The sequence below is a fragment of the Acidaminobacter sp. QWL-03 genome, from assembly GCF_058683855.1.
In genome coordinates, this window is record NZ_CM178752.1 from 245,602 (window position 1) to 259,055 (window position 13,454).

The 13,454-nt window shown below is 49.1% G+C and carries 12 protein-coding genes; 10 read left to right on the forward strand and 2 right to left on the reverse strand.

All coding sequences use genetic code 11. The features are described from left to right. Positions 1-91: 91 nt before the first annotated feature. On the forward strand, positions 92-970 hold the full coding sequence (locus AC4PHM_RS01065) for a pirin family protein (RefSeq protein WP_492019053.1): 879 nt from the start codon (positions 92-94) through the stop codon (positions 968-970). Between the two features lie 317 nt (positions 971-1,287). Here AC4PHM_RS01065 and speB read toward each other — a convergent pair whose 3' ends face one another. Next, positions 1,288-2,235 (reverse strand): agmatinase, encoded by a 948-nt coding sequence (speB, locus tag AC4PHM_RS01070; RefSeq protein WP_492019054.1) that lies wholly within the window; start codon positions 2,233-2,235, stop codon positions 1,288-1,290. A gap of 27 nt (positions 2,236-2,262) precedes the next feature. After that, the gene (locus AC4PHM_RS01075) at positions 2,263-3,501 is read right to left on the reverse strand and encodes a sodium/glutamate symporter (RefSeq protein ID WP_492019055.1); all 1,239 of its coding nucleotides are present in this window, start codon (positions 3,499-3,501) and stop codon (positions 2,263-2,265) included. Between the two features lie 299 nt (positions 3,502-3,800). Here AC4PHM_RS01075 and AC4PHM_RS01080 point away from each other — a divergent pair, with 299 nt between their 5' ends. The 9 genes from AC4PHM_RS01080 to AC4PHM_RS01120 all read left to right on the forward strand — a co-directional run bounded on the left by AC4PHM_RS01080 (position 3,801) and on the right by AC4PHM_RS01120 (position 13,347). Beyond that, positions 3,801-4,229: an Lrp/AsnC family transcriptional regulator gene (locus AC4PHM_RS01080; protein WP_492019056.1), complete on the forward strand. Its 429-nt coding sequence runs from the start codon at positions 3,801-3,803 to the stop codon at positions 4,227-4,229. Between the two features lie 57 nt (positions 4,230-4,286). After that, complete coding sequence (locus tag AC4PHM_RS01085; protein ID WP_492019057.1) at positions 4,287-5,948, forward strand: sigma-54 interaction domain-containing protein; 1,662 nt, start codon at positions 4,287-4,289, stop codon at positions 5,946-5,948. A gap of 339 nt (positions 5,949-6,287) precedes the next feature. After that, positions 6,288-7,853: a BCCT family transporter gene (locus AC4PHM_RS01090; protein ID WP_492019058.1), complete on the forward strand. Its 1,566-nt coding sequence runs from the start codon at positions 6,288-6,290 to the stop codon at positions 7,851-7,853. 51 nt (positions 7,854-7,904) lie between these two features. Next, positions 7,905-9,503, forward strand: a complete 1,599-nt coding sequence (locus AC4PHM_RS01095) for an HAL/PAL/TAL family ammonia-lyase (RefSeq protein WP_492019059.1) — start codon at positions 7,905-7,907, stop codon at positions 9,501-9,503. Between the two features lie 51 nt (positions 9,504-9,554). Beyond that, the gene (locus AC4PHM_RS01100) at positions 9,555-9,851 is read left to right on the forward strand and encodes a hypothetical protein (protein ID WP_492019060.1); all 297 of its coding nucleotides are present in this window, start codon (positions 9,555-9,557) and stop codon (positions 9,849-9,851) included. 225 nt (positions 9,852-10,076) lie between these two features. Then, on the forward strand, positions 10,077-10,640 hold the full coding sequence (locus AC4PHM_RS01105) for a DUF2318 domain-containing protein (protein WP_492019061.1): 564 nt from the start codon (positions 10,077-10,079) through the stop codon (positions 10,638-10,640). 59 nt (positions 10,641-10,699) lie between these two features. Continuing rightward, a complete protein-coding gene (locus AC4PHM_RS01110) occupies positions 10,700-10,966 on the forward strand; it encodes a DUF2933 domain-containing protein (RefSeq protein WP_492019062.1) in 267 nt (88 codons plus the stop codon). A 151-nt stretch (positions 10,967-11,117) separates the two neighbouring features. Then, entirely contained in the window at positions 11,118-11,258 is a 141-nt protein-coding gene (locus tag AC4PHM_RS01115) for a hypothetical protein (protein ID WP_492019063.1), read from the forward strand. A gap of 286 nt (positions 11,259-11,544) precedes the next feature. Continuing rightward, entirely contained in the window at positions 11,545-13,347 is a 1,803-nt protein-coding gene (locus AC4PHM_RS01120) for an MBL fold metallo-hydrolase (protein WP_492019064.1), read from the forward strand. Positions 13,348-13,454 lie beyond the last annotated feature (107 nt).

Sequence of the window (13,454 nt, forward strand, 5' to 3'; positions counted from 1 at the left end):
GGTTTCCCAATAATGGTTCTACAATCCAATTTCGGGTAAAAAGCAAAAGAACGCGACTTCTGCGACTCTATCAGAGAAGGGAGTATTTCAAATGTCTTTTACCAGACCCATCGAATTAATCTTCACCGGTCCTCGCCCGCACTGGGTCGGAAACGGATTCTACGTCAACAATTACTTCCCATCAGGGCAAAACCTGCTTGAGCGGTTTACGCCATTCATATTGCTGGATTACAACGCGCCTCGGGAAATTAAGCCAAGTCTCACACCCAAAGGCGTTGGCCAGCACCCTCACAGGGGCTTCGAAACCGTCACCTTTGCCTTTGAAGGCGCCGTGGAGCATCATGACAACCAAGGCAATCACGGCATCATCTACCCGGGCGATGTCCAGTGGATGACCGCCGGCGCCGGGATCATGCACAAGGAATACCATGAAAAGGAATTCAGTAAAAAAGGTGGCGTCTTCCACATGATCCAGCTGTGGGTGAATCTGCCAAAGAAAGATAAGTTTGCGCCGCCGGCTTATCAAGCCATCACCAAGGAACAGATGGGGAAGGTCATCCTGCCGGATGAACAGGGCAGTATCACTGTTGTGGCGGGTGCGTTTGATGAGGCAACAGGCCCGGCAAAAACCTTCACACCTATGAACATCTACATCCTGGATTTGAAGCAGGGCGGGAATGTCGTAATAAACGAGCCTGCCAACTTTAACTTTGGTATGCTGATCCTCAGCGGCGAAGTCAAAGTCAACGGCGAGGTTGGCAAGGAAAAAGATTTCGTGCTCTTCAAAAACGAAGAGGGCAAGGTTGCGATCGAAGCCGCCAGCGATAACGTAAAGATCTTCGTTCTCAGCGGTGAGCCTATAGACGAGCCCATTGCCGCCGGTGGGCCGTTTGTCATGAACACTCGGGAAGAACTCAGACAGGCGAATGAGGATTTCAATAACGGGAAGTTTGGGACGTTTGATTTTTAATTTAATGCGGATCAATGATTAGGTTCAATGTACGAAAGGTGACCATCGGCAAAGCCTTAAAGCCTTAAAAGCTTTAAACAATTTGCTGATGGTTTTTTCTCGTCATCTATTAAGAATCATTTTCGCATGCTCTGGCACCGAATTGAGTACGGGGTCAGTCCCCAAACTTAAATGAGGGTCAGTCCCCAAGTCAAACCTGTCCGCGTCCCCAAGTTAGAATGTGTGTCAGGCACCGACTTAAATCTGTCCTCATCAACAATTTGAATATTATAATAAAAGGCGCTCGACGACTTTAGTCATCAAGCGCCATTTCAGTTTTATTTGCCTGAGAGTTCTTTTTCCTTCAAAATGTACCCCATAAAACCCAGCATGATCATTGCTGCGACGCGTGGTGTTACGCCAGCTGGATCATACTGAGGCGCGACCTCCACCATATCGAAGCAGACAATGTTGCCGCGCATTGCCAGTAACTCAAGAATCGGCATGAGTTCGTGGTAGAGCATACCACCTGGAGATGGGGAACCGACACCAGGCGCTTGAGAAATATCAAGGCCATCAATATCGATCGAGACATAGTAATGTTTTCCTTCCGGAATTTTGGCAACAATTTCTTCCGGTGTACTTTTTCGGACTTCGCTTGCAGGGATTATGACACTTCCATAAGCTTTAGCTGTGTCAAAGTCGACTTTTCTACTGCTTCCAAGTCCGCGAAGACCAATCTGAGCCATTTTGCCAATATGATCCATTTCGGCCATTCGACGCATTGGACTGCCATTAGTGAACCTTTGTCCACCGGGAGCGTCTGACCAGTCGAGGTGGGCATCGAACTGGACGACAGTAACCTCTTCATACATATCAAGAGCTCTGCCTATCGGAATCGAAATGGAGTGGTCCCCTCCTATGACAGCTGGGATCGCGCCTTTCTCAATTATACTTCTCACTGCCCATTCGATGTTGTCGAAGGAGGCTTGGATGTCACCAGTGACAACATCGGCATCACCACAGTCGACAATTCGCCATGGCGCACCGAGGTAAACGGTATCCTTTTCAGGATCGTAAAAACCGGCATCGCCTCTGGCATAGTGTGTTGAAACTTCGCGAATTCTACGAGGCCCAAACTTAGCGCCACTTAAAAACCCTACGCCAGTGTCATAAGGAACACCCAATACGGCAATGTCTGCTTCCAAATGTTCAACTTCATTACATATTGGATATTTCGCAAATGAACAAATTCCAGTTATAGGTAAATTGATTTTATTATTCATAGGTCACCTCAACTTCGTGATATTATATCAATGTGCAAACAGGTTAGTGAAAAGAACTATTGTTGGAACGCCAACAATATCAATCAACATGGAGCCTGCTACAGGTACGATGAGAAACGCTTTTTTCGAAAAAACACCATATTTTGTTGCAACGGCATCCATAACAGCTAATCCATTTGCTGTGGCTCCCAGACCATGTCCAATGAAACCCGCTGCAAGAAGCGCCGCGTCGTAGTTTGAACCTAATACTTTAAACATAATGAATGCCGCGATCAAGACAACAACGATCGTTTGAATCACGAGCATAATAATCAGCGGAAGCGCCAGATCATAAAGTTCCCAAATTTTGAGTCCCATCATTGCCATGGTCAGGAAGAGTATGAGTGAAACATGTGAAATGGCATCTATGGTTCGGTAATTAAGTGTAACAATTGACTTTTTATCATTCAGATATCTAATCATCAAACCGACAAAGAGACTGAATACATGACCAGGAACAGTAAAACCAGTTGTATCGGTGATCCATTTCGCAATATTCGTACCAAATAATAGAATAACAAAGATGACAGCCATCATCATTATGAGGCTCTGTCCAGAAATTTGATCCATACTGCCATTGTCAATGTCTTTAACCTCAAGTTTCTCCCAGTCACCCTGATCCGTTTCAATTTTTACTTTATTTTTCTTAATCAACCAGTTGCCTACAGGACCACCAAGGAGGCTGCCCGAGATAAGGCCATATGTAGCGGCTGCCAAACCAACAGTTAAAGCACCGGTACCGCCTGCGGCTTCTATTGCGGGGGTCATGGCCGCAGCCATACCGTGTCCGCCCTCGAGTGCAGGGGCACCTGCAGCGATGCCAAGCAACGGATCGATTCCGAGGAGAAGAGCAAGGCCAGCTCCGAGACCATTCTGAACAAAGGCAAGGCCCCAGCAGACAATCAAATATAAGAATAAAGTGCGGCCGCCCTTTTTCAACAGACCAAGGCTTGTGCCGAGACCAATTGTCACAAAGAACGAATACATGAACAAGTTTTGAAGTGTCATATCCAATTTAAAACTCAATAAACCACTTTGCTTAAGAAAGAGTGCCAGCAAAGCAAACGCGAAGCCACCAATGACTGGATCAGGGATACAATAAGTTCTAAAAAACTTTACATTTTTGCGAACAAAGCTGCCAAAAAGCAGCATAATCATAACGAGTGCCATAGTAGAGAAGATATCAACGTTTAGCGTATTAATACCGTCAATCAGTTCGAATTTCATGGAAAACCTCCTTAAGTAATTTGATTTTTAGCGCCTGTTAATCTGGCCAAGACAACTGACGCCAATGACTGCATTTACTTCTGTTAGTGCATTGCCCGGACAACCTTTTACCTTTAATGCGTGTTTGAAAGCGCAGTTAAATGCGAATTTTTTCGAATATTAAGTTAAATTAATTGTAGCGAGTCGCATGATTAACGTATATGATGAATTTAAAAAGTTAATAGAGCATTACTTTAAAATTTAAAGTAATTGGCATCAAAATAATTAAATTTATTTTCAGCCCAAGAGAAGGTGAGAATATGGATCAAACAGACAGAAAAATATTGCATTTTATGCAGCAAAATTCTCGAATAACCATTACAGAGCTGGGTCGTTTGGTCTCACTAACACCACCGGCGGTTACTGAGCGATTACGCCGCCTAGAAGAATCAGGTGTCATTGAAGGATATCATGCCATACTAAATCCAGAAAAAATGGGTAAGAACTTAACTGCTTTTGTTCATGTTCAAATTATGCCAGAGAAGTTCAATGCCTTTATGACTTTTGCTGACAATAATCCATTTATTTTCGAGTGTCACCATATTGTTGGACGAAATTGTATACTTATTAAAGTAATGATGAGCAACACAACCGAACTTGGCGAGTTATTAGATCAGATTAAAAAATTTGGCACTACGGAAACCTCTGTTGTGCTGTCCACTAGATTTAGGAATAAACCATTTTTTTAGTATCAGGATTGAGTATAGTTAAATAAACCAACATAAAAAATCAATGGATGTGATCCCATGGCCATCGCGGATTTGATGATCCAGTACGGTGATGACGACAGAATCTTAAATATCGAGTACTGTGGCGATGATCCCGAGTGGTTCAAAGCGCTGGGCAGTGACCGCTACCTGAATGAAAGGGTCTCAAGCGCCTTCGGAGACATAAAAAATAACGACATCCTCGAGCTGGGCACCAAACTCTTCAAAGCCCAGTTTTCCCATCTCGGCGTTCGAAAAATTCTCCTCCTGAGCCAGGACAGCCTGTTGCTCAGCCTTTTTAAGGAGACTCTGGACAAGGTGTCCGAAGGCATCCAAATCTTTGACCGAAGCGGCTACTTAATTCACGGCAACCCCGCCAGTGAAGCCCTGGAAGGCTACGACATCAACGAATTCAAAGGCCGGCACCTGCTTGACCTCTACGAGCTCACTGAGGAAATGAGCACAACCCTCAGCGTTCTCAGGACCAAGAAGCCCGTCGTCAACCGGTGTGACAGATTCCAGGCAAAGAACAATAAAGAGCTGGTGACCATAAACTCCGGCTACCCCTTGATGATCCGGGACGAACTCTACGGCGCCTGTGTCTTCGAGAGCGATCTCTCCGTCATCAACAAAATCAAAAACCAGTCCTTCGACCTGGAAGCCTTCATCCGAAACGAGCAGCCCCTTTTAAACCCCAACATGTACACCTTTAAGAAAATCATCCATCAATCTGAAAAAATGGCGGAGTGCATCCGCTTCGCCAAAAAGATCGCGCTGACCCACGTCAACGTCATGATTACAGGGGAAACCGGAACCGGCAAGGAAATGTTCGCCCAGAGCATCCACAATTTCAGCCCCCGGGCGGACAAGCCCTTCGTGGACGTCAACTGCAGCGCCGTGCCCTCCAACCTGGTAGAAAGTCTGTTCTTTGGCACCGAAAAAGGCGCCTTCACGGGCAGCATGACCAAAAAAGGCTTTTTCGAGCTAGCCGAAGGGGGCACCCTGTTCCTCGACGAGATCAACGCCATGAGCATGGAGATGCAGGCCAAGCTCCTGCGGGTCCTTCAGGAAAAGCGCTATCAGCGGATCGGCGGCAGCCAGTATCAACAGTGCAACGTCCGGGTGATTACGGCGTGCAACGAGGATCCCCAAGCGCTCATCGAGCAGCAGCTCATGCGAAAGGACTTCTATTACCGCATCTCCGCCCTGTCCGTTCACATTCCGCCGCTAAAGGACCGCAAGGAAGACATAGCCCTACTCGCGGCGCATTTCGCCCAGCTGCTGTGCGCGGAGTACGGCAAGCCGCCCCTGACCCTGACCCCGGACATGCTCGACATCCTCAACCATCACGACTGGCCTGGCAACGTCAGGGAGCTGCGCCACGTCATTGAGCATGCCGTCCACCAGGCAAACGTCGAGGAGCAGGTCTTTAATCTGTCCCACTTTCCCGCTTATCTAACCAAGGATCTGTCCGTGATCCACAGTACCTTCAAAACCCCTGCCGATGGTCACCCATCCCACCCCATCCCCCCAAGCACCAAGACCCTCAACGACTTACTGGATGCCTACGAGCAAACCGTTGTGCAAGAAGCCTTGGACCGCGCGAACGGCAACATTTCGAAGGCTGCCAAAGCCCTCGGCCTCAGCCGCCAGAACTTGCAGTACCGAATTCGGAAGTTTGAAGTCTTAAAACGAGACTAAGCGCAAAATTTATTTGCATTCAAGTGCCAAAATATTTGGCACTTTTTTTGTTCGGTAGAAACCGGGTGTCAGACACCGAGTTTCACTTGAAAGCAAAGCCCAAATGACACCGGAGCTCCAATTTCATGCAATTTTAATCTAAACAGTAATGCAAAAATATTTTGCGCCTTGGGTCACCATCGGCAGAAGGTCTTTGAAAGACGCACAGATTCAGACACCTCCGAAAGCCGCCTATTTCAAGCCTTGCGTCAACAATAATTAAAATTTCAGTCAATTACGGGCATTTGGCACGAGGCTTGCAATCTGGAGGGGTACCAAATAAATTTTAGGAGGTTTCAAATGTCTGTTGAATCCGTCATTGAACAAAAGGTTAAGAAGCAGGGGATCCGAAAGGGCGTTTTCTGGCCGTCCATCCTGGTCGTCGGCGGTGCCGCTGTTCTGGGGACCGTAAACAACGCGCTGCTGACTGAAGTCGCACTGAACAACTTCCTGTTTTCCCTCAGAACCTTTGGGTGGCTCTACCAAATTATTTCTATCGTCGCACTCATCCTGGTTTCAATTATTACATTTTCAAAGCTCGGCAAGATCAGATTTGGCGGCGATGACGCCAAGCCAAAGTACTCTTTCATGACCTGGTTCGCCATGGCGCTGACCGGCGGGATCGCCACCGGCGTCGTCACCTATGGCGCCAACGAGCCAATCATTTACTTTGGCAACATTTACGGCGAGCTTGCCCAAACCGGCATTGAGCCGGGCACGGCAACAGCGGCGATTTTCTCCATTGCCCGCAGTTTCTACAACTGGACTTTCATCCCTTACGCCATGTACTCCCTTTGCGGTCTGGTCATAGCCTATGTCTACTTCAACCGCAAACAGGCGTTATCTGTTACTGCGTCCCTGGTGCCGCTGTTTGGCGAAAAAGTCACCAAAGGTATTTGGGCGAATGTCATTGACACATTGTCTTTGCTCGCGATCGCCCTCGGTCTCGCGTCTTCGCTTGGCGCCGGTCTCGCGCTGGTCGGCTCCGGTGTGGAATCCGCCTTTGGCATAGAGCAGGGGCCGATGGTCTGGCTGGTCCTCACCATCATCATCACAGCGACGTTTACCCTATCCTCACTCCTGGGTCTCGACAAAGGCATCAAGCATCTGTCTGACATCAACGCGAAGGTATTTTACATCCTGCTTGGCATACTCATTGTCGTTGGGCCAACCCTCTACATGCTTAAAATGTCGACTGCAGGCCTGTCCATGTGGCTTCAAAACTTCTGGGGCTGGGGACTGGACGCCGGCGAGGTCGGCGGCGAAGCCCTCGTCATGTGGTGGACGCTTTACGACTGGGCCATTTGGATTGCTTACGCACCACTCATGGGAATCTTCCTTGCCATAATTTCATATGGGCGCACCATTCGCGAGTTCATGGTCATCAACTGGATTATGCCATCCGTGTTCAGCGTCATCTGGTTTGGCGTTTGGGGATCGACGGCACTGTTCTGGCAGCAGGAAGGCCAGCTTGACTTGATTGGCACCATCCAGGGAAGCGGCGCGGTTTCAGGACTGTGGGCATTCCTCGCACATATGCCCCTTGGAATGATTTTTATTCCGATTGTCATGATTACTCTGGTCTTATCCTTCTCAACAGCGGCGGATTCTATGACACGCACGATTGCCTCTCTCTGTACGGAGAACATGAAGCACGACGAAGAGCCGCCGACCTGGCAGAAGCTGGTGTGGGGTCTTTCAATTGGCGCGATAGCCTTCTTTATGGTCGCCTATGCCGGTGGTGCTCAGGGCGTCGACGGCGTCAAATATCTGGCTGCAGCTGGCGGGACTTTGGTGTTGTTTGTCTTTGTGCTTCAAGTCATCTCAGCCATCAAGATGTTCTTTTTCGATGAGATCGTCAAATAATAAGGCTTGAGTGCCGGACAGAGTGAAACGTCAGACATTGGAGGAACGACATTGTTAAACTATATGGAAACTGAACTGAAACAAAACGGTAACCTGGCGAAAGATGCTGATGCGCAAAATGAAACTCCAGCTTGTGTCGTGCTTGGAGGCACTGCAACTTTGGAGGATCTGGCAGCGGTCGCAAGAGTTAAGGCTGAGGTGATCTTTTCAGACGATTACTGCCAGAGGGTCAATCGTTCAAGAACTCTCGTTGAAAAATGGATTCGCGAAGGCAGAGTCATGTACGGCATCACCACGGGTTTTGGCGCGCTGTGCGACCGCGTGATCACAGAGGAAGAAACCGCGCAGCTTCAGAAAAATATTATACTCTCCCACTCGACTTCAGTGGGAGAGCCCCTCAGCATTGAGCAGACCCGCGCGGTCATGTTCATGATGCTGCAGAATATGGGCCAGGGATTCAGCGGCGTCAGTCTGGCGCTTCTGGAAAGAATCCGCCTCATGCTCAATCTGGATCTGATTCCGTTTGCCCCACGGGAAGGGTCAGTCGGTTATCTCAGTGTCGAGGCACATATTGGGATGGCCATCATTGGACTTGGAAAGATCTTCGAAAACGGGGTACCCGTGGAGTCCAGGCTGGTCCTGCATAAGCATGGACTGGAGCCCTTTGTACTTGGCGCCAAGGAAGGTCTGGCCCTGATCTCCGGCACTACCAGTCCTACAGCTATGGCTGCGCTGGCGATTTTCGACATGAAGACGTCGACCCTCAGCGCGGACATCATAGGAGCCCTCTCCCTGGAAGCCAACCAAGGCAACATCAAAGCCTTTGATGAACGGCTGATGCAGGCAAGGCCTTATGCAGAGCAGGGCAACACAGCTTCCAATGTCAGGGCGCTGCTTCAGGACAGCGAGATTATCAAAGCCAGTGAAGGCCACCGCCTCCAGGATGCCCTGTCCCTGCGGGCTATGCCGCAGCTCCATGGCGCGGTGAAACGCATAATCCAGGATGCAGTCCGAACTGTCGAGGAAGAGATGAACACCTGCAGCGACAACCCTATCATTTGGCCTGAAGGTGAGGATGGTCACGCCATGTCCGGTTGCCACTGCGATTCCTCCTATGTTGGTCTCGCGATGGATTCCGCCGCAATTGCCGCCACCACTCTGGCCAAGATGTCAGAGCGACGCAATTACAGACTGATCACAGAACATCTCTCCGGCATGCCGTGGTTCCTGATTCAGAATCCGGGTCTCAATTCCGGACTTATGATTCCCCAGTACACACAGGCAGGGCTTCTCAACGACATGAAAATCCTGTCCCACCCAGCCTCTGTGGACAGCATTCCAACCTGCGGCGGCCAGGAAGATTATGTGGCTATGGGTTATAATGCCGCCAAAAAAGCTTTATCCGTCGCGGAGAAACTGGAATACATTCTGGCGATTGAGCTGCTCTCGGTCTATCAAGCCCACCAGTTCCTGGTACCCGGTATTAAGCCATCTTCAGTGACTGCGGCAATACTGAAAGAAATTGGGAAGCACATTCCAGTGTCCTCTCAGGATCAGTTCCTCTATCCGCATATGGAGTACCTGAAGTCCCTGATTCATTCAGGACGTCTGGTTGAGATTGCGGAAAGTTATGTGGGGTCCATGCTTTAAGGCTAAGGAAGGAAGGCTCCGCCTTCCAAAGAGAAAGGAAGCGTGTTTGTTATGGCAGCGACAGCGGAACATAAAGGCAAGAAACACAAGAAAACACCTGAAAAACAAGTGGCAGTGGATGTTCAGAAGATCTTCCTGACCCCGCCTCGGAGGCTCGGAGAACGCGCGATCCTGCTCGGTATGCTGGTGGTGACCTTCATGATTTTCTTCGGTCCCTTGAAGTTCTCCCAGGTGCCGCCCCTTGAAGCCGCGCTGACCGCCATGCTTCCTGCCGCGAGTTTGTCCTGGGGATGGATTGTCTTTTTAAGGTATAAGTTTAGAAAAGCTGAGTACTTAAAAGAGAATTAGAGAGTTTAAAGACAACAGCCGCAGAGGTTTAAAGACCTGACTGCGGCTGTTTTTTGTTTAGTTGAAAATCATTCTCGCATGCTCTGGCACCAAATCAAAACCTGTCCGCGTCCCCAAGTTGAAACTTGTCCGCGTCCACAACCCCAAATTCCTGCCCCTGCTCCATAACTTCACCACAAATGAATGCTACGATTCCTTTAGATAGAAAGGAGGCTTCATTAACTTATGAAGAGAGAGAACGAAAATTCAAAGGGTTCAAAATCAAATCACCAAAGAAAGTCCAGCATATGGCTGATGGCCATGGCAGCAGTACTAGTTGCAGCCATTGTTCTGAGCGGCCCGGTTTTATCCGGTTTCCTGAAGCAGGCAGAAGAAAGCAAACCACAAAACGCGACAGCCACACTGGGCGAAGCCATCCTCGAGGACGGCGATCTGAAGTTCGTCGTCGCGGATGTCACAGAACAAGTAACGCTCTATCCCTACGAAGCAGGCGAGATCTACATGGAGGTCATGGCAGTCAAGGACAGCAGCGGGACAGTAAAAACCGCCCTGAACACTTGCCAGGTCTGCTACAATTCAGGACGAGGTTATTATGAACAAGAGGGCAGCACAGTAGTGTGCCAAAACTGCGGCAATGTGTTCAACATTGATGACATCGAAGTCATTAAGGGCGGCTGTAATCCAATCCCGGTCATGCCGGATGTCAAAACCGAAGATGGCGAGTTCATCACCATTTCAGGCGAATTCTTAACAGCGAACGCAGAGTACTTTAAAGACTGGAAGAGATAATCTCCAAAAGGACCATAGCCAAAAACCACTATTAAACAGCCATATTGGAGGAAACAAAAATGTCAAACATTGAACACGATTCAGAAGGGAAGGGCCCTGAAAGAAAGCATGGCCATCACCGACACGGCCTGATGATGCTGGTCGGCTGCCTCATTCCCATTGCACTGATCCTTTTACTTCCCGCCCTTGGTTTCAACACAGCAAAATACAGCAGCTTAGCCTTTTTACTATGCCCGCTGCTCCACTTAGGTATGATGTTCATGATGAGAAAGTCTGATCACGGGAAATCCTGCTGTAAAGACACTCCCAAGACAGAAGTGGAATAAAGCCGCCCCCAAAAAAATTACTGTGCTAAACATATTTGTTGTTAAACCTAGATAAATCATTTTCGAATTCGAAAAAGTATAATAGAATTGGCAGAGTGATATGATCTAATTCAAGAGTTAAACCTATTTCTGATGTTAAGGAGTGAATCATTTGCCAAGAGATGAGAAAAACGACATTTACAAGGTTGATATTGACGAATGCGTCAGCGATCTCAATCAACTCGAATCTATCGAAGAATCTGAACTCATAAAAGCAATTGCCAACTCAGAGGCACAATTTCAAATAGATTGAAAATTACATGATGCAAGAGAAACACTTTCCACCCTAAGAAAGAAGCACTTCGGGTAACCTGACGAAAAATAATGTTCTTCAAACTCAAACCATCCGCTAAGCCCTCGAAGCCCCAAAAGCTTAAAGTGCCCATGCCAATGGTTTTTTTCATTATTATGTCACTCTATCTCACAAAAATGGTAATATTAACACAATGGAGTGTGTCATTACCATAGCAACACACCCACAACCCAATCTTTGCGTCACTCAAATCCCATCACAAGCCTTCGAAGAAAGGGGCATCACAATGCACAAAATTACTTACAAATCTATACTGTCCACCATGATCCTACTCCTTTCCATCACACTCCTTATCCCTGCGAATACCTTCGCCGCAGCGCCATCCACCTGGGCTGCCCCCTACGTCACGGCAGTGTCTTCAGAACCTGAACTTGAAGTCAACCGACTGTTAACCAACTATCAAAACCGGATCACCCGAGGAGAATTTGCCTATCTGGCAGTTGCGTTATACGACTACTACACCGGTATCACACCGGAAGCCGGTCAGGCACGCTTCACCGACACCTCGGACCCTGTCGTGCTGGCGGCGAAAAATGCCGGCATCGTCAGCGGCTATGAGGATGGAAGTTACCGCCCGAACAATGAGATCCGCAGGGACGAACTGGCCACCCTGTTCGTGAATCTGTTTAAAGCGTCAAATATTAAATACCAACCCGCCGACGCCAGCCGCTTTGCGGATGATGCCATCATCCAGTCCTGGGCTAAATCTTCCGTCTACATAGCCAAAACCAATGGCGTGGTCAGCGGCGTCGGGTCTGGGAACTTCAACCCGGCAGGCACCGCCACAAGGGAAGAAGCCCTGATCATGCTCTACAAAGCTACGCGGCTCAGAGGTGACAACCCCATCCTGGAAGTCCACTTTATAGATGTAGGACAGGGGGACGCCGCGCTGATTAAAAAAGGCGACCGCGCCATGTTGATTGACGGTGGTGATTACCTGAGCGACACGTTCCTCGTCAATTACCTGAAAGCCAAAGGCATCACTAAGCTAGATTACTTAATCGCCACCCATCCGCATATGGATCACATTGGGGGGCTGGACAGCGTTGTCAAAACCTTTGAGGTCGACAAAGTCATCATGCCGGACGCGACCCAGGAGACACCTACTTATATGAGCTTTGCCAGTGCCCTCGCCTTGAGAGAGCTTATGCAGGAGAAACCAACGGCAGGGGAAAGCTTTGGTCTTGGGAATTCGACCTTTACTCTGCTCGCGCCAAACAGCAGTGACTACGACGATCTGAACGACCATTCCATAGTCCTGAAGCTGACGGATGGCGCAAACGACTTCCTATTCGCCGGCGACGCAACGGCACTATCCGAAAGTGAGATGCTCCTGAGATTCAGAGGCCAGCTGGCCGCGGAGGTTCTCAAAATCTCCCATCATGGCAGCGACGACGCCTCCAGCCAAAACTTCCTCAACGCCGTGTCGCCAAAGTACGCCGTCATCAGCGTGGGCGCGGGCAATGATTATGGCCTCCCGTCCCAAGTCGTCCTGAACCGCCTGGCCTCCATGAACGTGAAGCTCTACAGGACCGACCTGCTCGACACCATAGTCGCGAAAAGCGATGGCATCAGCATCACCTTCGACAAAGTCCCGACGGCCGCGGCCTGGCTGCCGGGTACCAGCACGTCTTCCACGCCAGTGCCGGTGCCAGTACCTGTCCCAACACCGGTCCCAGCCCCAGTTCCGGTTCCTATTGTCAGCCCTGTGCCAACCGCTCCAGGAACCATAGTTCCAAATGGTATCATCATAAGCTTACTGGAAAAGGGCGCCGAACTGGTCACCATCAAAAATACGACCACAGCCGACGTCAATCTGCAAGGCTACAGACTGGTCTCTGAGAAAGGGAATCAGATTTATGACTTTCCGAACTATCTCCTGAAAGCCGGCGCCTCCATCAAAGTCGCCAGCGGAGATGCCACAGGCGACCTCAAGTGGACAGCCAAAAATATGTGGAACAACTCTGACCCTGACCCGGCAGCGCTGTATGACAGCAGGGGCGTGCTGGTATCGCGGGTAGTGAAATAGAGAAGGTATTCATTCCAACAAATGCAGCTTTCAACTGACAAGAAAAGACAGTTCTTTTGACGATGGTCGCCCACACCCCCCACAGCGGAAGTCACACCTTAAGGAGC